A 21,713-nucleotide genomic window follows, 5' to 3' on the forward strand; every position below is an offset into this window, starting at 1 on the left:
CAGGCCAGAGGAGGTTGATCGTGGCCCGACGTCCGCGTCCGGACGGCTCCGGTGACACCGGCCGTGTCGCCCATTTTCTCGATCTGGCCCGAGAGACCATCCCTCCGATCCATCCGGCGGGTGTGCCGTTCGTCGCCGCGCCTGCAGCCGTCGCGCTCCTCGGGCGTCGACACCGCTGGATCGCCCGACCGGCCACGCTGACCGCCGCCGCGTGCGCAGCCTTCTTCCGGCATCCGAAGCGGGTCACCCCGACCGAACCCGGCGTGGTGGTCGCCCCCGCGGACGGGACCATCGCCCTGGTCGACGAGGCTGTCCCGCCCGCCGAGTCCGGCCTGGGCACACAGCCGCTGCCCCGGGTCTCGACCTTCCTGTCGATCTTCGACGTCCACGTGCAGCGCGTGCCGATCGCGGGCACGGTGACCACTGTGACCCACACGCCCGGCGCGTTCGTCTCCGCCGACCTCCCCGAGGCCAGCCGCGACAACGAGCGCACCACGATGACCATCCGCACCACCGCCGCAGGCGGCACGCCCGGCCCTGAGCTGGCGGTCGTGCAGATCGCCGGTCTCGTCGCCCGTCGGATCGTGTGCGAGCCGTCGGTCGGGGACTCGCTGACGATCGGCGAGACCTACGGGCTCATCCGATTCGGATCGCGCGTCGACGTCTACTTCCCGGCCGGCACCCGGCCCCGCGTCTCGGTCGGCCAGCGCGCGGTCGGCGGCGAGACCCCGTTCGCGTACCTGGATCAGTGAACTCCGGCCCGGTGAACCCGACCGACATGACCTCACCCGGCACGAACCCCGGCCGGCGACGCCCCGGCTCGCGCACCGCGCGCAACCCGACCGCGCGCTCGGCCAGCCGGCACGCACAGACACATCCGGTTCCGCGGGAGCCGGAGCGCCGGCGTCTGCGGCGCCAGGCACAGGCCAGCCGCATCGTCATCCCGTCGTCGCTGACGATCCTCGCGATCTGCGCGGGCCTGACGGCCATGCGGTCAGCGATCAACGGCGACGTCGACACCGCGATGGCTCTCCTGGTCGCGGCCGCGTTCCTCGACGGCATCGACGGTCGGGTCGCACGCCTGATGGGAGCCACGAGCCGGATCGGCGCCGAGATCGACTCGCTGGCCGACGCGATCAACTTCGGTGTGGTCCCGGCGATGATCATCTACTTCTATTTCATCGACGGGCATGACCTCGGCTGGGTGCTCGCGCTGATCTACTGCTGCGCCATCGTCCTGCGCCTCGCGAGGTTCAACACCCTGCTCGACGACGACGAGGCACCCGCGTACACCAAGGATTTCTTCGTCGGTGTCCCCGCGCCCGCCGCGGCGATCTGCGCGCTCCTGCCGATCGGGCTGGAGCAACAGTTCGGCGACGGGTGGTGGACGTCGTTGCCGGCCGTCGGCGGGTGGCTGATCTTCGTCGCCTTCCTGGCCGTCAGTCGCGTCCCGACGTCCTCGCTGAAGACCGCGTCGATCCCGGCACGCGCGGTGGCCGGCCTGCTGGTGCTGGTCGCCGCGGCCGCGGCACTGCTGGTGACCTTCCCGTACGTGCTGATGATGATCGCCATCGCCGGATACGTCCTGCACATCCCGTATGCGTGGCGCGCGCGCCGCTGGGTCGCCTCCCGGCCCGAGCACTGGGACGACAAGCCGGCCGAACGTCGGGCACAGCGTCGGGCCCTGCGTGCCACGTCGCCCGGAGGTCGACGCCGTCGGCCGGTCATCAACTCCCTCGGCCGTATGGGCCTGAACCGTCCCACCGGCCCCGGCCGGTCCGTGGTCGGCGCGCCCGGCGAGACGACCGAAAGCGAGCCCGAATGAGCACACCGGCCTCCCTCACGCTGACCGCGCGGCACAATCCCTCGGCGGCCGAGGCGCGGCGCGGCATCATCCGCGTGCATCCCGAGGTGTTGACGGCCCTCTCGCTGCGGGAATGGGACGCGGTGTCGATCACCGGCGCACGGGTCACGGCGGCCGTGGTGGCCTCGACCGAGGCCTCCGCGCCGACCGGCGTCGCCCTCCTCGACGAGATCGCCTTCTCCAACGCCGGTGTCCGCGAGAACTCGACGGTCGTGCTGGCGCCCGTTGAGGTGCAGGGCGCGAGCCGGGTGGTGGTGAGCGGTTCGGCGCTGGCCACCCAGTCGATCACCGAGTCGACGCTGCGCCGCGCGCTGCTGGGGAAGGTCTTGTCCGTCGGTGACGCCGTCTCGCTCCTCCCCCGCGACCTCGGTCCCGAGCTCGCCGCCACCGAGGCCACGCGTGCGCTGGCCAGGTCGGTCGGGATCACCTGGACCACCGAATTGCTCACCGTCACGGCAACCGAGCCCGGCCCGCCGGCGGGTGGCCGGGTGTCGGCGCCGGTCAGCGTGCAGACCAACACCGCCGTGCTGTGGTCGACCACCGCGGGCGAGGTGGCACCGCTGGGCGATCGGACCGGTCCCGGTTCACCCCGGATCCCCGGCGCCCTCGGCATGGTGTCGGAGTCCGACTCCCGCCCGCGGCCGGCCGCCGCGCCCAGCCCGGTCCGCGAGCCCGCCCGGGAGCCCGAGATCCCGGTCCGGCCGGTGTCGGAGCTGGTCGGCGTGGACTCCCAGATCACCAAGCTCACCGAGTGGCTCACCATCACCCTCGACGAGCCGGAGGTGCTGCGCACCCTCGGTGCGACACCGCGTCTCGGCGTCCTGGTCAGCGGCCCGGCCGGCGGCGGCAAGGCGACCTTCGTGCGTTCGGTGTGCGCGTCGCGCACGCTGGTGACCATCGACGGCCCGACGGTCGGCGCGACGGAGGCCAACACCCGCCTGCGGACGGTCGCCGACGCGGTGGCCCGCACCCGGGCGGCGGCCGGGGTCCTGCTGATCACCGACGTCGACGCGCTGTTACCCGCCGAACCCGAGCCCGTCGCCGCACTGATCCTCGACGAACTGCGTTCCGGCATCGCCGACGGCCGCATCGCACTCATCGCGACCACCGCCGAACCGGTACGCCTCGACGCCCGGTTGCGCGACCCGTCGCTCTGCGACCGGGAACTGGTCATCGGCCTCCCCGACGCCGCGACCCGGGCGCGGTTGCTCTCGGCGATCCTGTCGAACGTCCCGACCGACGGCGACCTCGACCTCACGTCGGTCGCCTCGCGCACCCCCGGTTTCGTCGCCGGGGATCTCGCCGCGCTGGCCCGCGAGGCCGCGCTGCGCGCCGCGACGCGCGCGAGTGCCGAGAAGTCCGCGCCGTCGCTGCGCACCGAGGATCTCGTCGGCGCCCTCGACGTCATCCGGCCGGTGTCCCGCTCGGATTCCCCCGAAGTTGCGCTGGGCTCGATCACCCTCGCCGACGTCGGCGACATGGTCGAGACGAAACAGGCTCTGACCGAAGCGGTCCTGTGGCCGCTGCAGCACCCCGACACCTTCGCCCGGCTAGGCGTCGACCCGCCGCGTGGAGTGCTTCTGTTCGGCCCGCCGGGCTGCGGCAAGACCTTCGTCGTCCGCGCGCTCGCGGCGTCGGGTCAGTTGTCGGTGCACACGGTCAAGGGCGCCGAGCTGATGGACAAGTGGGTCGGGTCGTCGGAGAAGGCGGTGCGGGATCTGTTCGCCCGTGCCCGCGAGTCGGCGCCCTCGCTGATCTTCCTCGACGAGGTCGACGCGCTGGCACCGCGCCGCGGTCAGTCCACCGACTCCGGTGTCGGCGACCGGGTGGTCGCCGCGCTGCTGACCGAACTGGACGGCGTCGAACCGCTCCAGGACGTCGTGGTGCTCGGTGCGACGAACCGACCCGACCTCATCGACCCGGCGCTGCTGCGGCCCGGGCGGCTGGAACGGCTCGTTTTCGTGCCGCCGCCGGACGCCGACGCCCGCGGGGACATCCTGCGCGCCACCGGGCGCGACGTCCCACTCGACGGAGTCGACCTCGATGAGTTGGCCGGCGACCTCGAGGGCTACTCGGCGGCCGACTGTTCGGCCCTGCTGCGCGAGGCCGCCCTGTCGGCGATGCGCCGGGACATCGACGCCGCCGCGGTGACCGTGGCCGACGTCGAGGAGGCCCGCAAGCGGGTTCGGCCGTCGCTCGATCCCGCGCAGGTCGCCGACCTCAAGGCTTACGCCGAGCGTCGGCTCGACTGAGCACCGCCGCGCTCCCCGCTGCGTCTGAATGAGTCCCGGAACACACCCGGAATAACCTCCGATAGTTGTTGGTTGCAACCATCACGACTTATAGTTGCATCGATCAACCAATCGGGTGCGCCACCGCGCGCGCCGTTTCGCCGCCCGCCCGTCTCCTCGTCGCGGGCAGCTCTCTTTCTCGGAGGTTTGCCATATGAGTGCACCCGCGTCCGCGATGGCGCCGGCCGAAGAGGTGCCGATGACGCATCGTCAGAAGATCGAGGCCCTCATCGGCCTCCTGCTCGGCATGTTCGTCGCGTTCCTGTCGTCGACCGTGGTGTCCAACGCCCTGCCGACGATCATCACCGACCTGCACGGCACCCAGGACCAGTACACCTGGGTCATCACCGCGACCCTGCTCGCGTCCACCGCGACCACGCCCATCTGGGGCAAGTTCGCCGACCTGGTCAGCAAGAAACTCCTGGTGCAGGGCGCGCTGTTCCTGTTCACCCTGGGTTCGGTCCTCGCCGGGCTCTCCACCTCGGTCGACATGCTGATCGGCTTCCGCGTCATCCAGGGCCTGGGCCTCGGCGGCCTGCAGGCGCTGGTGGTGATCGTCGTGGCGACGATGTTCAGCCCGCGCGAACGCGGCCGCTACCAGGGCCCGATGGCCGCGGTGATGTCCGTCGCGACCGTCGCCGGTCCGCTCATCGGCGGCGTCATCGTCGACACCAGCTGGCTCGGCTGGCGCTGGACGTTCTACGTCTGCGTCCCGCTCGCCGTCATCGCCCTTCTTGTCATCCAGCGCACGCTGAACGTCCCGGTGGTCCGCAAGAAGGTCAGCATCGACTACCTCGGTGCCGCCCTCATCGCCTCGGGCGTCAGCACCCTGCTCATCTGGGTGACGCTGGCCGGTAAGAACTTCGACTGGGCCTCGCTGACCTCGTACGGACTCGTCGCACTCGGTGTCGTGCTCCTCGCCCTGGCGATCTTCGTCGAGTCGAAGGTCTCCAGCCCGATCATCCCGCTGCACATCTTCCGCGACCGCACCACCACCCTGGCCACCCTCGCCAGCGTCGGCGTCGGCGTCGCGCTGTTCGGCGGTGCGGTCTTCCTCGGCCAGTACTTCCAGATCGCACGTGGCTACTCCCCCACCGCGGCCGGCCTGCTGACGCTGCCGATGGTCATCGGTTCGATGCTGTCGGCGACCGTGTCGGGCAACCTGATCACCCGGTACGGGCGGTGGAAGCGATTCCTCGTGGCCGGTGCCGCGATGATGACGATCGGCTTCGGACTGCTCGCGACCATCGACGCACACACGGACATGGTCGTGGTCGGCGTGTTCCTCTTCATCCTGGGCTGCGGCATGGGCATGACGATGCAGAACCTCGTGCTGGCGGTACAGAACAACGTCAGCCCGGACAACCTCGGTGCGGCGACCTCGACGGTCACCTTCTTCCGCTCACTCGGCGGCGCCGCGGGTGTGTCGGTGCTCGGCGCGGTCCTGTCCAACCACGTCACCAACCTCATCGCGAAGGGGCTCGGCGCGCTGGGCATCGGCGCCGGTGCGTCGAGCGGCGGCAGTGCCGGGCTGGCGAACCTGAACGAACTGCCCGCCCCGATCGCGGCCATCGTGCGCGGCGCGTACGGCGACGGCACCGCCCGGGTGTTCCTGGTCGCGGCGGTCATGGCGGCCCTGAGCTTCATCGCCATCGCGTTCATCAAGGAGGTTGCGCTGAAGACGATGAGCAGCGACGAGGAGCGCCGCGCGCAGGAGGCGGCGGTCGCCGACGTCGCCGTGCCCGCAGCCGTGGCACCGTCGGCGGTCGGTCCCGTCGCGGACGACGCCATCGCCGGCGAGACGCGGACGGGCGACGCCACCCGCGCCCGATGAACACCATCGCCGTCGGGGTCGATCTGAGTCCCGAATCCGAGGCGGCCGCTCACTGGGCGGCCGCTTCGGCCCGCGACGGGGACCGCCTGCTACTGATTCACGGATTCGCGGCAGCCGTTGCGCTGCAACCACTCAGCGAGTTCGAACTCGACTTCGACGTCACCGCCACGCGGCAGGCAGCGGCCGCCCACCTGACCGCGCTGGCCGGCCGTCTCGGCACCCGGCGTCCGGGCCTGCGCATCGAGACCGTCGTCGAACACGACTTCGCGATACCCCTGCTCACCAGGCTGTCGGGTCAGGTCGATCTGATGGTCCTCGGCCATCATCGACCCGGCCTCATCGAACGCCTCACCACCGGGAGCATCAGCTCCGCGCTCTCGGCCCGGTCGCGATGCCCGGTCGTGACGGTTCCGTACGGCAACCTCGCGACGGGCGGTCCGGTCGTCGCGGCCATCGATGCCGACGCCCCGTCCGACCTCGCGCTGTCGACCGCCTTCGAGTACGCCGATGCCACCGGCAACCCCGTGGCGATCGTGTGCGCGATCCCCGACGACGCCCCGCCCGCTCGGATCGAAGCGCTGTACGCGCGAGCCGACGCGCTGCTCGACCCCTGGCGCCGACGCTTCCCCGACCGCGACACGACGCTGCAGTTGGTGAACGGCAACCCGTCGAGGGCCGTCGGCGAGGCGGTTCCGCAGGCCTCGCTTCTGGTCGTGACCCGCCCCCGGGCCGGGAGCACCTTCGCGACCTGGGCGGGGTCGGTGGCGCGCGCCGCTCAGCACCACACGCGATGCCCGATCGCGATCGTCGATCACAGTCGGTCCGGTCACCTCGACCGCGGGTCGACGAGCTAGTGCGATGCCTACTCCACGTTGACCAGATAGAAGACCGACGACCCACCGCCCGCGGCCTGCGGGGACGCGCCGATCTGGACCCAGTAGGTCGAACCCTCCTTGGTCGCCGACAGCACGACGACCGACTGTCCGCCCTCGGTCGAACGGTGCGATTCGACGTAGCCGGCCTCGGTGAGCGTCTCGGTCGCGGCCTCGAGCTGATTGCCCGCGTTGGCCGGGCCCTGCACCGCGACCTCCCAACCGTCGGAGCGACTGCCGCTCGCCGAGAGCACGTGACCGTCGATGAGCGGGACCTGCGCAGCCGGGAAATCCGACGGCAACGGGACGCCGTCGGGGCCGGCCTGCTCCTCGTCCGCACAACCCGCCACGAGGCCGAACACCAGCAGGACAGCGGCGATGCTGACGGCGGTACGCCGGAGCCAGTCGAACCGGAACATACGGGCAACGGTAAAGTAGCCACCGCGGGTGTTCGCCCGTGACACCCCGCCGGGAGAAAGACGGAGTGCCCTTTTGATCTCTGTGTTGGCTGCGTTGGCAGTGTGCGCACTCGTCGCGCCCGCAGTCATCCATTGGATGGGTACGCGCGGTTTCTACGTTCTCGCACTGGCGCCCCTCGGCGCGCTGATCTGGGTCGTGCTCAACTGGCCGCCGGCCGATGCGGCTGCCGCCCGGGTCGAGACCGTCAGCTGGGTCCCATCACTCCAGATGGACATCGCCACCCGCTTCGACACCCTGACCGCCATCCTGTCGGTGCTGATCCTCGGGGTCGGTGCGCTCGTCCTCTGCTACTGCGCCCACTACTTCGACGACGCCCGTCCCCGCGTCGCCGTGTTCGGCGGCGAGATGGTCGCGTTCGCCGCGGCCATGTTCGGCCTCGTCATCTCCGACAACATGCTGGTGCTGTACGTGTTCTGGGAGCTCACGACCGTGCTCTCGTTCATGCTGGTCGGGTTCTACGGGGTGCGCGCGACGGCTCGACGGTCGGCCACCCAGGCGCTGCTGGTCACCACGTTCGGCGGTCTGGCCATGCTCGTCGGCATCATCATGCTGGGCGAGCGGTCGGGCACCTACCTGCTGTCGGAGATCGTCTCGGCACCGCCGACCGGTGTGTACGTCGACATCGCGGTGGTCCTGCTGCTGATCGGCGCGCTCACCAAATCGGCCATCGTCCCGTTCCACTTCTGGCTGCCCGGCGCCATGGCCGCACCGACCCCGGTCAGCGCGTACCTGCACGCGGCCGCGATGGTCAAGGCCGGCATCTACCTCATCGCCCGTCTGGCCCCTGCTTTCTCGGTGACGATCAGTTGGCAGATCGCCGTGGTGGGGCTCGGCCTGGTGACGATGGTGCTCGGCGGATGGCGCTCGCTGCGCGAGCTCGACCTCAAACTCATCCTCGCGTTCGGCACGGTGTCCCAGCTCGGCTTCATGGCCGTGCTGGTCGGCATCGGTGACGCGAACGTCGCCATGGCGGGCATCGCGATGCTCGTCGCGCACGCGTTGTTCAAAGCGTCGCTGTTCATGGTCGTCGGCATCATCGACCACTCCACCGGTACCCGCGATGTCCGCAAACTCGCCCGGCTCGGCCATCGTCTCCCGGGGCTGGCGATCACCGCCGCGGTCGCCGGGGCGAGCATGGCCGGCATCCCCGTCACCCTCGGATTCGTCGGCAAGGAAACAGCTTTCGCCTCGGTGTGGGAGACCGGGGCGTTCGTCTCGTGGCAGGCCCACGCCGTCGACATCATCTTGCTGGTCGGCTCGATCATCACCTGTGCCTACACGCTCCGCTTCCTGTGGGGCGCGTTCGGCCGCAAGGTGCGCAGCACCCCGAGTCCGGCGGTCGCCAAGATGCACCCGCCGAAGTGGCCCTTCTACTTCTCGCCCGTGGCGCTCGCCGCGGCCGGTGTGGCGGCCGGTGTGTTCAGCCCGCAGCTCGGCGCTCTCTTCGAGCCGTACGCCGAGACCCTCGACGGGTACGGGCACGAACTCGAGCATCTCGCGCTGTGGCACGGGTTCGGCCTTCCCGTCGTGTTCTCGATCATCGTCATCGTCGGCGGCGCCCTGCTGTTCCTCGGTATCCGCCGGGTCCGCGACCGCGTCTTCGGCTTCCGCCCGCTGGTGAACGCCGACCGCATCTACGACGCGACGCTGCGCGGAGCCGACACCCTGTCGCTGCTGCTGACGCGCAACACCCAGCGCGGGTCACTGCCGGTGACGCAGGGCGTCATCCTGTGCACCGCGATCCTGCTGCCGACCATCGTGCTGTTCGCCGGCGCTCGCGACCGACTGAGCATCGACTACGACGCCAAGCCGGTCCAGCTAGTGATCGGCGGGTGCATCGTCGCCGCGTCGTTGGCCGCCGTGCTGCTCCGCAACCGCCTCGCGGCGACCCTCGTCGTCGGGATCACCGGTTACGGCTGCGCGATGCTGTTCGCGCTGTACGGCGCCCCCGACCTCGCGCTCACCCAGTTCCTCGTCGAGACGCTCACCCTGGTCATCTTCGTGCTGGTGCTGCGCAAGCTGCCCGCCGAACCGGAGAAGCGGCACGCAACCGGCTTCAAGCCGCTGCGCGCCCTCATCGGGCTCGCCTTCGGCGCCATGCTGGTCCTGATCGGGTTGTTCGCGGCGTCCGCGCGCTCGACCGAACCGCTCCACGTCGACCTGCCCGAGGCCGCCTACGACTACGGCCACGGCGCCAACGCCGTCAACGTCCTGCTCGTCGACATCCGCGCCTGGGACACCCTCGGCGAGGTGTCGGTGCTCATCGCGGCCGCCACCGGCGTCGCGTCGATGGTCTTCCGCAACCGCCGCTTCGGTGCGGCACCACGCGTGGCCGACGCCGCCCGGCTGCAGGCCGGCGACAACGGGGACGACGACGATCACGTCCCACCGGACCGCACCACGTGGCTCCTCGGTTCCGGACTGCGCGACCCGCGCCACCGGTCGATGGTTCTCGAGGCCACGACGCGATTGCTGTTCCCGACGATGGTCGTGCTGTCGATCTACTTCTTCTACGCCGGCCACAATGCGCCGGGCGGTGGCTTCGCCGGCGGCCTGACGATGGGTCTCGCGCTCGTCCTCCGCTACCTGGCGGGCGGACGCTACGAACTCGGTGAGGCGCTGCCGATCGAGCCCGGCCGCATCCTGGGCGCCGGCCTGGCCGTCTCGGCGACCACGGCGATCGTCTCGATGTTCCTCGGCGCCCCCGCACTCTCGTCGGCGGTCTTCGAGGTCACCGTCCCGGTCCTCGGCGACATCAAGTTCGTGACCGCCCTGTTCTTCGACCTCGGCATCTACCTGATCGTTGTCGGGCTCGTCCTGGACGTGCTGCGAAGTCTCGGCGCGCGTCTCGATGTGGAGACCACGATCGCCCGCACCGCGGCGCGCATCGAGAACTCGCGTGGCGACACCGCGGCGGACGACGCCGCGAGTACCACCGGCGAGCAGGTGAGCCGATGACCACGAATCTCTCGCTGATGCTGGTCGTCGGCGCGATGGCGGCGTGCGGCGTGTACCTGCTGATGGAACGCAGTCTGGTCCGGATGCTCTTCGGGCTCCTGCTCGTCGGCAATGCGCTCAACCTGATGATCATCGTCGTGTCGGGCGGCATGGGGAACCCGCCGATCATGGGCCGGTCGTCGGAGAACCGGGCGTCCGACGCCGATCCCCTCGCGCAGGGCATGGTCCTGACCGCGATCGTGATCATGATGGGCGTCGCCGCGTTCGTCCTGGCGCTGGTCTACCGGCTGTTCGTGATCAATCGGGACGACGACGACGTCGAGGACGACGAGGAGGACGTCAAGATCTTGAGCGGATCGCTGGGGACGGCACCCGACCGCGATCGCAGCGACGATCCACTGACCCACTCCGACACCCCGACCGGCGATCACTTCGACGACAAGGGCAATCCGCTCACCGCGGAGGAGGCCGCCGCCCGGCACGCCGCGCTCTACGAGACCGACATCATGCCGACGGACTCCGACGTCGTCGACGAGATCGGCGGCGCGGAGGAGGAGCCCGATCCCGAGACCTCGGCGCAGACCGCCGCCCGCGAGGACGGGCCGGACGTGTACGGGCCGGGCGAACTCGGTCCCGACGAGGTCGGTCCCAAGTCGGCCGTCGCACCTCCCGACGGGTCCGGCGAGGACGACGCCGACCCCGACGTCATCGACCAGCGTGAGATGCCGGACCGCGACGTGGTCGGGCCGGACAAGAAGAACCGCGCAGACCACGACAAGAAGCACGCCGACGAGGACGGGGGTGACCGATGACCCCGCAGGAGTCATGGATCCCCGTCCTGATCACGCTGCCGACGCTGGTGCCGCTGGGCGCTGCCGCCGTGTCGCTGCTGCTCGGCCGCAGCCCCAAGATCCAGCGGGCGGTGTCGATCGTCGCCATCACCGTCGCGTTCGTCGCGTCGTGCCTGATGCTGTACCTGACCGACCGCCACGGGACCTTCGCGGTCGCGATCGGCGGCTGGGGAGACAAGGGCTACCCGAACGGACCGCTCGGGATCACGCTGGTCGTCGACCAGCTCGCGGCCCTGATGCTCGTCGTCTCGACGATCGTGCTGCTGTGCGTCGTCGTGTACGCGATCGGGCAGGGTATCCGTGACGGCACGGCCCAGCAGCCGACGTCGATCTTCCTGCCGACCTACCTCATCCTGACCGCGGGTGTCTGCAACGCGTTCCTCGCCGGCGACCTGTTCAACCTGTACGTCTCGTTCGAGATCCTGCTGACCGCGAGTTACGTGCTGCTCACCCTGGGGGCCAGTGCCGAACGCGTCCGCGCCGGTGCGTCGTACGTGATGGTGTCGATGGTGTCGTCGCTGATCTTCCTCGCGGGCATCGCGTTCGCGTACGCGACGACCGGCACCCTCAACCTCGCCGAGATGGCCGTGCGCCTCGACGACGTCCCCGACGGGACCCGCAACGCGCTGTTCGCGGTGCTGCTCGTGGCGTTCGGCATCAAGGCCGCGGTGTTCCCGCTGTCGACGTGGCTACCCGACTCCTACCCCACCGCGCCGGCACCCGTCACGGCGGTGTTCGCCGGCCTGCTCACCAAGGTCGGTGTGTACGCGATCGTGCGCGCCCACTCGCTGCTGTTCCCCGGCGGCACGATGGACGCGGTGCTGCTGGTCGCCGGCCTGTTGACGATGCTCGTGGGCATCTTCGGCGCGATCGCCCAGGCCGACATCAAGCGACTGCTGTCGTTCACCCTCGTCAGCCACATCGGCTACATGATCTTCGGCATCGCGCTGTCGTCGGACCTCGGGATGTCGGCGGCGATCTACTACGTCGCCCACCACATCCTCGTGCAGACGACGCTGTTCCTGGTCGTCGGCCTGATCGAACGTCAAGCCGGTTCGGCCTCGCTCCGCCGCCTGGGCGGGCTCATCGCCAGCCCCCTGCTGGCCGTCCTGTTCCTGGTGCCCGCGCTAAATCTCAGCGGCATCCCACCGTTCTCCGGTTTCATCGGCAAGGTCGCCCTCCTCGAGGCGGGCACCCAGGACGGGTCCGTGCTGGCCTGGATCCTCGTCGCCGGGTCGGTGGTCACCAGCCTGCTCACCCTCTACGTCATGGCCCGCATCTGGACCAAGGGGTTCTGGCGACCGCGCGCCGACGCCCCCGAAGGCGATCTCGCCGACAAGGGCCCGTCCGCGCTCATCGACGAGAGCGCCGACGACGCCGCGTTCTCCGACCGTGAGGACGTCGGTCGGATGCCCGTGATGATGGTGCTGCCGACGATGGCGATGGTGGCCGCGGGACTCGTGCTCACCCTCTGGGCCGGGCCCATCTTCGACTTCACCGACCACGCGGCGACCGACGTCGTCGACCGCGCCGTCTACGTCGACGCCGTGCTGGGAGTGGGTGGTACCCGATGAGCGCGCAGGATCGAGCCGACGACCGCGCCCGCGGAGCATCCGCGACGCCCAAACGGCGGCCGCCGGTCGTCTCGACCAAGGGACCGGTCCTGTCCCTGATCATCAACGTGTGGCGCGTGTCGCTGCTGTTCGTCTTCTGGCACTTCGTCGCCGCGCTGGTGTGGTTGCGCACGCACACCCGTGTGCCCAGGTGGCTGGGCAGCGACGGCCGCGAGGTCGCGGTCCGGTTGTGGACCATCGCGTGGCTGACGTTCGTCTGGGTCCTGCTGTGGGGCACGCTGTCCTGGGCCAATGTGATCGCAGGGATCGTGCTGGCGATCCTGGTGCTGACGGTGCTGCCGTTGCCGCGGGTCCCGGTCGAGGGCCGTATCCATCCCCTGTCGGTACTGCAGCTCGTCGGCCGTCTGATCGTCGACTTCTTCGTGTCGAGTGTGCAGATCGGCTGGATGGCCATCCGTCCCGGCCGGCCACCGCTGGGCGCCGTGGTACGGGTGCGCGTCGCGATCAAGTCCGACATGGTGCTGACCCTGGCCGTCGACTACCTCAACCTGGTGCCGGGCACCATGGTCCTGGAGATCGACCATCGACGCCGGATGCTCTACGTGCACGTCTTCGACGTCCGTTCGGAGAAGAAGGTGCGGGCCTTCTACGATCAGGTCGCCTATGTCGAGCGGATGTTCATCAAGGCGTTCGAGCGGGACAGCGAATGGCATCCGAGTCCGTTCCACGGCATCGACGAGGACTTCCACCACGTCCGCACGGTGGACCGGTCGGTGGACAACGCCCGGTCGATCGACGACACCGAACCGGAACGTCGACAGGGCGAGCCCGAGCGGGAACGAGGTGACTCATGAGCTACGTCTGGACGATCGCCGCCGCCATGCTGCTCGTCGCCGCGGTGCTGACGATGATCCGCATCCTGCGCGGCCCGACGACGCTCGACCGACTCGTCGCACTCGACGTGCTCATCGCGCTGTGCATGTGCGGCCTGGGGACCTGGGCGGCGTTCAGCCGTGATTCGACGGTGGTCCCGGCGATCGTGGCCCTGGCCCTCCTCAGCTTCGTCGGGTCGGTGTCGATCGCGCGGTTCCGAGTCCGGGACGACCAGACATGATCATCGACATCGTCAGCGCGACGCTGCTGCTCCTCGGATGCCTGATGGCGGTCACCGCCGCCATCGGACTCGTCCGGTTCCCGGACACCCTGAGCCGGATGCACGCGGCCACCAAACCGCAGACCTTCGGCCTGCTCCTCATCCTGCTGGGCGCCGTGCTCCGGCTCGGCGACAACGTCGACAGCGGGATGCTGATTCTCGCCGGGCTCTTCGCCCTGATCACCGCGCCCGTCGTGGCGCATCGGATCGGCCGGCTCGCATACCAGGAGCAACGGGCCCGCGACGGGCTCATGGATCAGCGGGACATGGAGTCACCGGACCGGGACTGACTGCGGACCGATCGTCCGACGCCCCTCGCGCCTCACGGACCAGCGCGAGCGCGGTGTCGATGCCCCGGGCGGCTTCCCCGGGAACGACCCGCACGAGCGCAAGTGCGGCGATGACCAGGGCCGTCACGGCGTCGGCGAGGACTGCCTGTCGATCGTCATCAAGCTCGGGCGAGCTGGCCCGCACACCGGACCCCACCGCCCCCCGCAGCTCGTCGCGATAGTCGGCGATGGTCCGAGCGACGGCGGCGTCGCGGCCGATGGGGGCACCGGCGGTGTTGATGAGCAGACAGCCCTCGCACGCCGGGGAGGTGTCATCGGTCAGCGCCGATCGCAGCCCGCTCAGGTAGTTCTCGACGGCGTCAGGCGCAACGGTGCCGCCGGTCAGGGGACGCAGCCGCGGGCGGACCACCTCGTCGAGATAGCTCTGTACGGCGGCGTCGAAGAGACCCCGCTTCGATCCGAAGGCATGGTAGAGACTCGATCGCCCGATTCCGGTCGCCCGTTCCAGGTCGGGAAGCGACGCGCTCTCGTATCCCCGCTGCCAGAAGATCCCGCGGGCGGCCCGGACGACCTCGGTCGTGTCGAACTCCTGAATCCGTCCCATTCGCCGGCCGCCCACCTCTCTGTCGTCGCCCTCCGGTATTTTAGACCGATCGGAACACTATTCTCCGACGGGCCCGTCGACAACGAGGAGTACGAAATGGTCATCGCAGGTCTGGTGCTCGCCGCGATCGCGGCGCTCGTCCACGTCTTCATCTTCTATCTGGAGTCCATCGCATGGACGAGCGCGCGCGCACGCGCGACGTTCGGCACCGGAACGGTGGAACAGGCGAGCGCACAAAAGGAACTGGCGTTCAACCAGGGGTTCTACAACCTGTTCCTCGCGATCGCCGTGTTCGTCGGGATCGCCTTTGTCATCGGCGGATCCATCGCGATCGGTGCAACACTCGTCATCACCGGCACGGCCTCGATGGCGGCCGCGGCACTTGTGCTGGCGCTGTCGAGCCCCGACAAGATCGCGGCCGCACTGAAGCAGGGTGTGGTTCCCGCTCTCGGAATCGTCGTGCTCGCCATTGGTCTGGCCCTCTGAGCCCGGGCCCTGCCTCCCGGATCTCGCGCCGACTGAGATCAGGGAGCGTCCAGCTCGGCGACCACCGACGCGACCACCTCGCGTAGCGAACCGGTGCGACGATGCACGTCACGCTGCCGCTGATAGCTCGCGCCCTGGGCGATGATGCGCTCGACGCCGGCCAGCTCGTCGACGCAATCGAGTTCGCGCGCAATCGGTTCGAGTCGTTCGAGCAGAGCGGTGAGGTCCTCGGTCACGAGTTTCTCGGTGCAGTCGGAGTCGAGGATGACGATGGCGTCGAGTCCGTAGCGGGCTGCCCGCCATTTGTTCTCCTGGACGAGCCAGGGCGCCATCGTCGGCAGCTTCTCGCCCGCCGAGAACCGCCGGTCCAGGTCGACGACCAGGCAGTGGATGAGCGCGACGATCGCCGACAGCTCGCCGAGGTTGGTCATGCCGTCGCACACGCGGACCTCGATGGTCCCCAGATGCGGGGAAGGCCGGATGTCCCAGCGGATCTCGTTGAGATGGTCGATGATCCCGGTCGTCTTCTGGTCTGCGACGAAGGCCTCGAACTGCTCCCAGGTCTCGAACTGGAACGGCAGCCCGGCGGTCGGGAGTTGCTGGAACATCATGGCTCGATTGCTCGCGTATCCGGTGTCCTGACCGGCCCACATCGGCGACGACGAAGACAGCGCGAGCAGGTGCGGATAGTAGTTCAGGAGCGCGTCGAGAACGGGTAACACCTTGTCGCGGTGGCTGATCCCGACGTGGACGTGAACGCCCCAGATCAGCATCTGCCGCCCCCACCACTGGGTGCGCTCGATCAGCTCCGCGTATCGGTGCCCCTCGGTGAGCAGTTGGGTCGAGTACTCCGCGAACGGATGCGTACCGGCGCCGTACAGATCGACGCCGAGGTCCTCGGTCAGCCCCCGCACCACGCCGAGCGTGCCCGTGAGGTCGGCGATCGCCTCGCCCGCGGTCCGGCAGATGCCGGTCACCAACTCGACGGTGTTCCGCAGCAGCTCCTTGTGGATTCTGCCCGCGAAGTCGGGATGGTGTTCGCCGACGGCGGCGAAGAGCGCCGCCGCCGAGTTCGACAGGTCGCCGGTTCCCTTGTCGGTCAGGGCGAACTCCCATTCGACCCCGAGGGTGGGGGTCGGTGACCCGTCGAACTCGATCGGTGTCATGTGCTCAGGTGGCGTCGGACGGCGCCAGAACCCCTAGCTCTCCTCTTCGATGACACCGCACGCGATGCGTGCGCCGGCGTCGCCGGTCCGCAGGGTGTCGGGGTTCGGTCCGCCCGGGTACTTGTCGGCCGGGATGTTCCCGAAGTTGTCGGGCTTCTCATGGATCATGATCGACTTGCCGATCAGCTGCTGGATCGTCACCGCGTCGGTCGTGGTGACCGTCCGGCCGGTGTGGTCCTCGAGGATGTTGATCGAGATCAGATCCCCGCTCGAGGGATGGTCGGTGTTGCCGTCCACCTGCAGGTGTCCGCCCGCCGAGGTGAACGCCTGCGAGCCGCCGGCGCCCGCGTCACAGGTGCCGGTCTCGTGGATGTGCATGCCGTGGAACCCGGCCGGCAGCTCACCGGCGGTGACGCGCACGTTGATGGTGACCGGCTCGGCGGTTTCGGTGGCCGCGGTGAAGGTTGCTTGGCCGACGACGTCGCCGGAGGTGTCCTTGATCTCGGCGACGGCGATCTGGCCGCTGGGCTCGCCGTCGACGTCGTCCTCGGCGCCCGGCGGGAGCGGCGCATCGCTGACGACGGGCGGCGTCGTGCCCGGGACGTCCGTGGGCTCCTGGTCGGGGCTGCACCCGGCCAGTGTCACGCCGATCAGTCCTGCGGAGAACAACGCGGCGAGAGCGCGGGGCGCGGCGAGTGTGGAACGTCCGGACATGTCACTCCTTGGTTGGCGGACAGTGGTTTTCGTTATTCTCGGTTCAGCTGTTTCGTGATTCAGAGGTTCGCGGCTCGGCCCGGGTCATGCGCCGCTGACCGCGGTCACCACGACCACCGGGATGCCTCCGCGGCACCGGGTGAACGAGGCCGGCCGCTCCTCGACCGCGACCTGGCCGCCGAGTGCCTCGGCGACCTCGTCGGCCTGGGCCTTGTCCGTGTCGTCCTCGTGGAAGACCGTGTTCTCGCTGAACCCGCCCGCGGTGTAGTTGCCGGGCTCCGCCATCTGGTAGCCCCTGGCCTCCAGCAGATCGGTGACGTCCGAGGCGAGGCCCGCGACTTGGCCGGCGTTGATCACGCAGAGCCGCTTGTCGGTCGACGCCGCGCTCGTGGACGCCGGCGTCGACGTGGGCGACGAACTCACGGTCGTCGCGGCCTCGGTCGTCGGGGCGTCGTTCCCGGCGGTCGCCGCGGAATGCCAGCCGAGGCCGATGAAGACCACGGCGACTGCGAAGAGCATCATCGCCCCCGCACGAAGCGGCAGGCGATTGGGCTCACGATCTGCATTCATCACCGACGACCTTAACGCACCGCGCGAGGGCGACCGGGTTCAGCGTCTCAGGTGATCTCGAAGCCCAGACGGCGCGCCGCACGGGCCTTCTGACGGGTCGCGCGCAGGCGCCGGAGCCGCTTGACGAGCATCGGATCGGCCGCGAGCGCCTCCGGCCGGTCGACCAGCGCGTTGAGCACCTGGTAGTACCGGGTCGCCGACAAACCGAACAGCTCTTTGATCGCTTCTTCCTTGGCGCCGGCGTACTTCCACCACTGGCGCTCGAACGCGAGGATGTCGTGTTCGCGGCGGGTCAGACCGTCCGCACCGACCTCGTGCGGATCGACCGGCCGGCCGGCCGCCCCGGCCTCTGCGTCCTGGCCGGGGGTGGTTTGATCGCCCTGTTTCTGGCTACGCGCAGCTGCGCCGTCCATCTCACTCCCTCAGATACCAGTCGACGACCTCACACCACCGCTGACGTGCACCTATTCGCGACGCGACGCGGGCGCGGACGTCTCCTCACGGAGACGAATGACAGCGGTGTGGTTCGCAGCCAATCTAACCACGGCGGGCCGGTCCGATCGCGGTGTGACTCGCCACGGCGCGCATCACGACCATTCCGTCGGACGGCGGCCACTGTTAGGCTGCCCTCACCCATCCCCGTCCGGGATGGGTCGAGGCGGGGGGACAGAGATGACGACGGTCGGGATGACGACAACCGGATCCGGGGTGGCGAGGACCCGGCGAGCAGTGTTGGGAGCCATCGCGGCGCTGGCCTCCACGGCCGCCGTCGCGACCGCGGCACTCGCCGCGCCCGCTGCCGCCGCGCCCGCCGAGCGCGTCGTGGTCATCGTGCCCGGCCAGCAGCTCTACGCCGGCAACGCACAGAACGAGGAAACGTTCCGTCCGCTGGCCGAGGCGATCCGCGCCGACGGGAACACCGTGGTGTACGCGCACGCCGGGGGACGCGACGTGGCGTCCGACGCCCGGCTGATCCAGCGGACGATCGCACCTTTCGCCGGCACCGCGAAGTCGATCGGGCTCGTCACCCACAGTGCGGGCGGGCTCGGCGCCCGGCACTACCTGAAGTTCCTCGGCGGGTCCGACGTCGTCGACGAGTACGTCGCGATCGGGACCGCCCAGTACGGCTCGCCCGGCGGTTGCGCGCAGCCGCGCGACGGCGGTTACGACACCTGCATGTACGCCGACGCGGTCACCGAGCTCAACCATGGTCCCGACGCCCCCGGCCCCACCCGGTACTCGGTGGTGCAGAGCGACGGCGAATGGACCGACGGTCGCCTCGACGGAACCGCACAGTGCCGCGCATACTCCCCCGTCCCCCTGGCGAACACCGGGTACGACCACGTCATCGAGATGCGCGACCCGACGATCATCGCCAACGTGCGGACGTCGCTGCGCGGGTCGTGCGCGGGCTCGGTGGTGACCGAGCCGGTCGACAGCTTCGACTGGCAGTCGACGCTGTTCCCCGGCATTCCCGGCCCTGCCGGTGACGCCATCCGCGACGCCGTACCCGGCGTCGTTCCTGCGCCCTGAGCAGCGCTAAGGTGATCGCCATGGCGATTCTCCCGATCTGCATCGTGGGCGAGCCGGTCCTGCACCAGCCGACCACTCCGGTCCCCCTCGACGCGGACGGCCGTCCGTCCGACGAGGTCGTCGGCCTCATCGACGACATGTACGACACCATGGACGCCGCCCACGGTGTGGGCCTGGCCGCCAATCAGGTGGGCGTCGGGTCCCGGGTGTTCGTCTACGACTGCCCCGACGGCGACCGCTCAGCGGCCCGCCGCCGCGGCGAGGTCATCAACCCGGTCCTCGAGACCTCCGAGATCCCCGAGACCATGCCGGATCCCGACGACAACGACGAGGGATGCCTGTCGGTGCCGGGTGAGCAGTTCCCCACCGGCCGTGCCGACTGGGCCCGCGTCACCGGCACCGACCGGACCGGCACCGAGGTCGTCATCGAGGGCGAGGGATTCTTCGCCCGGATGCTCCAGCACGAGGTCGGCCACCTCGACGGCTTCCTCTACGTCGACGTGCTCGTGGGGCGCAACGCCCGGGCCGCGAAGAAGGCGATCAAACGTAACAAGTGGGGGGTCCCCGGTCTGACGTGGACGCCCGGCGAGGTCGCCGACCCGTTCGGGCACGACGACGACTGATCCCGCTTCCGCGTGGAGGTCTCATTGTCGGGTGCCGTCGCGGGCGACCGCGTCGTCGTTCGCTATCTGCTGGGCGATGCGACCCCCGCCGATTGGCGGGGAGATCCCACGGCCGCCCGGTCGGACGTGACGGGCGTCCTGCTCGACGACTCCGACCCGCTGCGGATACGACGCGACGACGAGGAGTTGTCGATCCCGTTCGCGGCGATCACCTCGGTCCGTCTGTTGTCCGCGAAACCGGTGCGCAACAGCGAGATCCGCGCGCTCGAGCACGCCGCCGCCCTCGCCTGGCCCGGTGTCGAGACGGAGTGGGTCGACGACTGGCTCCTGCGGGCCGGTCACGGCTTCAGCAGACGCGCCAACTCGGCTGTGCCCCTGGCACGCCACGCACGTCCCGACGCCGCGACCCTGCGACATATCGGTGAGTGGTACGCCGACCGCGGCCTCCCTCCGCTCCTCGCCTCCCCGGATCGCCTCATCCCGTCGGGCTCCGTTCCCGGAGACCCCGGGGTCGAGGTACAGATGCTGACCGCCGACCTGCCGGGGCTCCGCGCGCGCACCGGCGAGATGCACGGACGGACAGTGCAACTCGATCCGCAACCGGACACCCGCTGGTTGAGCGCATACGCCGGTGGGCGCGCGTCGCGCGGACTCGACACCGTGGCCGGCGTCGTGACCGCCGGGGACGGCCCGATGACCTTCGCGACCGTCGACGATGCAGCAGCGATCGGGCGGGGTTCGGTGACCGAGTCGCCGGACGGACACCGGTGGCTGGGGTTGACCGCCCTGTGGACCGACCCGGGCTCGCGCGGGGGCGGGCTCTCCTCCGCGGTGGTCGCGGCGCTGACGGCGTGGGGGGTCGAGCAGGGCGCCGACTCGGTCTACCTGCAGGTCGAGTCCACCAACCGGTTGGCCGGATCGTGGTATCGCCGCCTGGGTTTCGGGCTGCATCACACCTATCGCTATGTGACACCGCACGTGCCGGCCGCGTCGGAGGACATCCGATGAGGATCGCCACCTGGAACGTCAACTCGATCCGCGCCCGGTCCGAGTCCGTCGTCGCCTGGGCGGAGACCGCCGGCGTCGACGTTCTCGCGATGCAGGAGACCAAGTGTCACGACGACGCGTTCCCGCTGATGAGTTTCCTCGCCGCCGGTTACGACGTCGCGCACGTCGGGCAAGGCGCCTACAACGGTGTCGCGATCGCCTCACGGGTCGGGCTCGACGAGGTCGAGATCTCCTTCGACGGCGTGCCGACGCACCCGGTCGACGGCCAGCCGATCCGGGAGGCGCGGTCGATCTCCGCGCGCTGCAACGGTGTTCGCGTCTGGAGCCTCTATGTACCCAACGGCAGGACACCCGACGACCCGCACTACACGTACAAGCTCGCCTGGCTCGACGCGCTGCGGAATCACATCACCCTGCGGCTGGCCCACGACCCCGCCGCGGACATGATGCTCGCCGGCGACTGGAACGTCGCCCAGACCGACGACGACGTGTGGGATCGCGAGTACTTCGAGGGACGCACACACGTGACCCCACCCGAACGCGCTGCAGTGCAGGGGTTTCTGGAGGCCGGCCTCGTCGACTCGGCCCTTCCGTACGCCCCGGGGTACACCTTCTGGGACTACACCCAGCTGCGGTTCCCCCGGAACGAGGGCATGCGCATCGACTACGCGTTCTGCTCGCCCGCTCTCGACACCCGCATCATGGGCGCCGTTGTCGATCGTGCCGCGCGAAAAGCGAAGGGCGCCAGCGATCACGCCCCGGTGGTCTTCGACGTCGCCGACTGATCCCGGCTGCGCAACACAACTACTCCCTCAGGTGCGAACCCCCCCATGCTCCCTGAG

General features: G+C 69.7%; 22 protein-coding genes. 16 read left to right on the top strand and 6 right to left on the bottom strand.

Features of this window, described 5'->3' with window-relative positions; genetic code table 11:
- The first annotated feature begins 20 nt into the window (after positions 1–20).
- The 5 genes from M4D77_RS06175 to M4D77_RS06195 all read left to right on the top strand — a co-directional run bounded on the left by M4D77_RS06175 (position 21) and on the right by M4D77_RS06195 (position 6,843).
- Positions 21–752 (top strand): phosphatidylserine decarboxylase, encoded by a 732-nt coding sequence (locus M4D77_RS06175; protein WP_058251340.1) that lies wholly within the window; start codon positions 21–23, stop codon positions 750–752.
- A 26-nt stretch (positions 753–778) separates the two neighbouring features.
- Positions 779–1,825, top strand: coding sequence for a phosphatidylcholine/phosphatidylserine synthase (locus M4D77_RS06180; protein WP_259935776.1), 1,047 nt, complete (start codon positions 779–781; stop codon positions 1,823–1,825).
- Positions 1,822–4,116 (top strand): AAA family ATPase, encoded by a 2,295-nt coding sequence (locus tag M4D77_RS06185; protein ID WP_259935777.1) that lies wholly within the window; start codon positions 1,822–1,824, stop codon positions 4,114–4,116. The genes M4D77_RS06180 and M4D77_RS06185 overlap by 4 nt, the downstream gene beginning before the upstream one ends.
- A 193-nt stretch (positions 4,117–4,309) precedes the next feature.
- Entirely contained in the window at positions 4,310–5,989 is a 1,680-nt protein-coding gene (locus M4D77_RS06190; protein WP_259935778.1) for an MDR family MFS transporter, read from the top strand.
- Positions 5,986–6,843, top strand: a complete 858-nt coding sequence (locus M4D77_RS06195) for a universal stress protein (RefSeq protein ID WP_259935779.1) — start codon at positions 5,986–5,988, stop codon at positions 6,841–6,843. The genes M4D77_RS06190 and M4D77_RS06195 overlap by 4 nt, the downstream gene beginning before the upstream one ends.
- Positions 6,844–6,851: 8 nt before the next feature.
- Here the strand turns inward: M4D77_RS06195 and M4D77_RS06200 are convergent, their stop codons facing one another.
- Complete coding sequence (locus tag M4D77_RS06200; protein ID WP_137808584.1) at positions 6,852–7,280, bottom strand: hypothetical protein; 429 nt, start codon at positions 7,278–7,280, stop codon at positions 6,852–6,854.
- A gap of 73 nt (positions 7,281–7,353) precedes the next feature.
- Here M4D77_RS06200 and M4D77_RS06205 point away from each other — a divergent pair, with 73 nt between their 5' ends.
- From M4D77_RS06205 to mnhG, 6 genes are read left to right on the top strand one after another with little or no spacing between them, the layout of a single operon-like run.
- A complete protein-coding gene (locus M4D77_RS06205) occupies positions 7,354–10,299 on the top strand; it encodes a Na+/H+ antiporter subunit A (RefSeq protein ID WP_259935780.1) in 2,946 nt (981 codons plus the stop codon).
- Positions 10,296–11,111, top strand: coding sequence for a Na(+)/H(+) antiporter subunit C (locus tag M4D77_RS06210; RefSeq protein ID WP_259935781.1), 816 nt, complete (start codon positions 10,296–10,298; stop codon positions 11,109–11,111). Before M4D77_RS06205 ends, M4D77_RS06210 begins: the two co-directional genes overlap by 4 nt.
- A complete protein-coding gene (locus M4D77_RS06215) occupies positions 11,108–12,724 on the top strand; it encodes a Na+/H+ antiporter subunit D (protein WP_137808587.1) in 1,617 nt (538 codons plus the stop codon). The genes M4D77_RS06210 and M4D77_RS06215 overlap by 4 nt, the downstream gene beginning before the upstream one ends.
- Positions 12,721–13,578 carry a Na+/H+ antiporter subunit E gene (locus tag M4D77_RS06220; protein ID WP_259935782.1) on the top strand — a complete coding sequence of 286 codons (858 nt, stop codon included), beginning with the start codon at positions 12,721–12,723 and terminating at the stop codon, positions 13,576–13,578. Before M4D77_RS06215 ends, M4D77_RS06220 begins: the two co-directional genes overlap by 4 nt.
- On the top strand, positions 13,575–13,838 hold the full coding sequence (locus M4D77_RS06225) for a monovalent cation/H+ antiporter complex subunit F (protein WP_058251350.1): 264 nt from the start codon (positions 13,575–13,577) through the stop codon (positions 13,836–13,838). The genes M4D77_RS06220 and M4D77_RS06225 overlap by 4 nt, the downstream gene beginning before the upstream one ends.
- Positions 13,835–14,167 carry a monovalent cation/H(+) antiporter subunit G gene (mnhG, locus tag M4D77_RS06230; RefSeq protein WP_068970673.1) on the top strand — a complete coding sequence of 111 codons (333 nt, stop codon included), beginning with the start codon at positions 13,835–13,837 and terminating at the stop codon, positions 14,165–14,167. Before M4D77_RS06225 ends, mnhG begins: the two co-directional genes overlap by 4 nt.
- Here mnhG and M4D77_RS06235 read toward each other — a convergent pair.
- On the bottom strand, positions 14,127–14,771 hold the full coding sequence (locus tag M4D77_RS06235; RefSeq protein WP_065630104.1) for a TetR/AcrR family transcriptional regulator: 645 nt from the start codon (positions 14,769–14,771) through the stop codon (positions 14,127–14,129). The genes mnhG and M4D77_RS06235 overlap by 41 nt on opposite strands.
- Before the next feature lie 96 nt (positions 14,772–14,867).
- Between M4D77_RS06235 and M4D77_RS06240 the strand changes: the two genes are divergently transcribed.
- Positions 14,868–15,257 (top strand): DUF1304 domain-containing protein, encoded by a 390-nt coding sequence (locus tag M4D77_RS06240; protein WP_058251352.1) that lies wholly within the window; start codon positions 14,868–14,870, stop codon positions 15,255–15,257.
- A gap of 38 nt (positions 15,258–15,295) precedes the next feature.
- Here the strand turns inward: M4D77_RS06240 and M4D77_RS06245 are convergent, their stop codons facing one another.
- The 4 genes from M4D77_RS06245 to M4D77_RS06260 all read right to left on the bottom strand — a co-directional run bounded on the left by M4D77_RS06245 (position 15,296) and on the right by M4D77_RS06260 (position 18,120).
- A complete protein-coding gene (locus M4D77_RS06245) occupies positions 15,296–16,423 on the bottom strand; it encodes a glutamate--cysteine ligase (RefSeq protein ID WP_058251353.1) in 1,128 nt (375 codons plus the stop codon).
- 33 nt (positions 16,424–16,456) lie between these two features.
- The gene (locus tag M4D77_RS06250; RefSeq protein ID WP_259935783.1) at positions 16,457–17,137 is read right to left on the bottom strand and encodes a superoxide dismutase family protein; all 681 of its coding nucleotides are present in this window, start codon (positions 17,135–17,137) and stop codon (positions 16,457–16,459) included.
- Positions 17,138–17,221: 84 nt separating this feature from the next.
- Entirely contained in the window at positions 17,222–17,707 is a 486-nt protein-coding gene (locus M4D77_RS06255) for a LytR C-terminal domain-containing protein (protein WP_065630470.1), read from the bottom strand.
- Positions 17,708–17,754: 47 nt separating this feature from the next.
- Positions 17,755–18,120 carry a DUF3263 domain-containing protein gene (locus tag M4D77_RS06260; RefSeq protein WP_065630471.1) on the bottom strand — a complete coding sequence of 122 codons (366 nt, stop codon included), beginning with the start codon at positions 18,118–18,120 and terminating at the stop codon, positions 17,755–17,757.
- Between the two features lie 274 nt (positions 18,121–18,394).
- On the opposite strand from M4D77_RS06260, the gene M4D77_RS06265 reads away from it, so the two are divergent.
- The 4 genes from M4D77_RS06265 to M4D77_RS06280 are packed head-to-tail and all read left to right on the top strand — an operon-like array spanning position 18,395 to position 21,656.
- A complete protein-coding gene (locus M4D77_RS06265; protein ID WP_259935784.1) occupies positions 18,395–19,240 on the top strand; it encodes a triacylglycerol lipase in 846 nt (281 codons plus the stop codon).
- Positions 19,241–19,260: 20 nt separating this feature from the next.
- Complete coding sequence (locus M4D77_RS06270; RefSeq protein ID WP_068970680.1) at positions 19,261–19,863, top strand: peptide deformylase; 603 nt, start codon at positions 19,261–19,263, stop codon at positions 19,861–19,863.
- A gap of 12 nt (positions 19,864–19,875) precedes the next feature.
- Positions 19,876–20,871 carry a GNAT family N-acetyltransferase gene (locus M4D77_RS06275; protein ID WP_068970672.1) on the top strand — a complete coding sequence of 332 codons (996 nt, stop codon included), beginning with the start codon at positions 19,876–19,878 and terminating at the stop codon, positions 20,869–20,871.
- Entirely contained in the window at positions 20,868–21,656 is a 789-nt protein-coding gene (locus tag M4D77_RS06280) for an exodeoxyribonuclease III (protein ID WP_259935785.1), read from the top strand. The genes M4D77_RS06275 and M4D77_RS06280 overlap by 4 nt, the downstream gene beginning before the upstream one ends.
- Positions 21,657–21,713: the final 57 nt, after the last annotated feature.

It is taken from the genome of Gordonia sp. p3-SID1431 (assembly GCF_025143765.1).
In the GTDB taxonomy this organism is placed as follows: domain Bacteria; phylum Actinomycetota; class Actinomycetes; order Mycobacteriales; family Mycobacteriaceae; genus Gordonia; species Gordonia hongkongensis.

What these genes read in the sequence shown, in the direction of transcription:
- M4D77_RS06180 (WP_259935776.1), top strand. Translation starts at nt 779, where the DNA reads ATGACCTCACCCGGCACGAACCCCGGCCGGCGACGCCCCGGCTCGCGC.
- M4D77_RS06185 (WP_259935777.1), top strand. Translation starts at nt 1,822, where the DNA reads ATGAGCACACCGGCCTCCCTCACGCTGACCGCGCGGCACAATCCCTCG.
- M4D77_RS06190 (WP_259935778.1), top strand. Translation starts at nt 4,310, where the DNA reads ATGAGTGCACCCGCGTCCGCGATGGCGCCGGCCGAAGAGGTGCCGATG.
- M4D77_RS06195 (WP_259935779.1), top strand. Translation starts at nt 5,986, where the DNA reads ATGAACACCATCGCCGTCGGGGTCGATCTGAGTCCCGAATCCGAGGCG.
- M4D77_RS06200 (WP_137808584.1), bottom strand. Translation starts at nt 7,280, where the DNA reads ATGTTCCGGTTCGACTGGCTCCGGCGTACCGCCGTCAGCATCGCCGCT.
- M4D77_RS06210 (WP_259935781.1), top strand. Translation starts at nt 10,296, where the DNA reads ATGACCACGAATCTCTCGCTGATGCTGGTCGTCGGCGCGATGGCGGCG.
- M4D77_RS06215 (WP_137808587.1), top strand. Translation starts at nt 11,108, where the DNA reads ATGACCCCGCAGGAGTCATGGATCCCCGTCCTGATCACGCTGCCGACG.
- M4D77_RS06220 (WP_259935782.1), top strand. Translation starts at nt 12,721, where the DNA reads ATGAGCGCGCAGGATCGAGCCGACGACCGCGCCCGCGGAGCATCCGCG.
- M4D77_RS06225 (WP_058251350.1), top strand. Translation starts at nt 13,575, where the DNA reads ATGAGCTACGTCTGGACGATCGCCGCCGCCATGCTGCTCGTCGCCGCG.
- mnhG (WP_068970673.1), top strand. Translation starts at nt 13,835, where the DNA reads ATGATCATCGACATCGTCAGCGCGACGCTGCTGCTCCTCGGATGCCTG.
- M4D77_RS06235 (WP_065630104.1), bottom strand. Translation starts at nt 14,771, where the DNA reads ATGGGACGGATTCAGGAGTTCGACACGACCGAGGTCGTCCGGGCCGCC.
- M4D77_RS06240 (WP_058251352.1), top strand. Translation starts at nt 14,868, where the DNA reads ATGGTCATCGCAGGTCTGGTGCTCGCCGCGATCGCGGCGCTCGTCCAC.
- M4D77_RS06245 (WP_058251353.1), bottom strand. Translation starts at nt 16,423, where the DNA reads ATGACACCGATCGAGTTCGACGGGTCACCGACCCCCACCCTCGGGGTC.
- M4D77_RS06250 (WP_259935783.1), bottom strand. Translation starts at nt 17,137, where the DNA reads ATGTCCGGACGTTCCACACTCGCCGCGCCCCGCGCTCTCGCCGCGTTG.
- M4D77_RS06255 (WP_065630470.1), bottom strand. Translation starts at nt 17,707, where the DNA reads ATGAATGCAGATCGTGAGCCCAATCGCCTGCCGCTTCGTGCGGGGGCG.
- M4D77_RS06260 (WP_065630471.1), bottom strand. Translation starts at nt 18,120, where the DNA reads ATGGACGGCGCAGCTGCGCGTAGCCAGAAACAGGGCGATCAAACCACC.
- M4D77_RS06265 (WP_259935784.1), top strand. Translation starts at nt 18,395, where the DNA reads ATGACGACAACCGGATCCGGGGTGGCGAGGACCCGGCGAGCAGTGTTG.
- M4D77_RS06270 (WP_068970680.1), top strand. Translation starts at nt 19,261, where the DNA reads ATGGCGATTCTCCCGATCTGCATCGTGGGCGAGCCGGTCCTGCACCAG.
- M4D77_RS06280 (WP_259935785.1), top strand. Translation starts at nt 20,868, where the DNA reads ATGAGGATCGCCACCTGGAACGTCAACTCGATCCGCGCCCGGTCCGAG.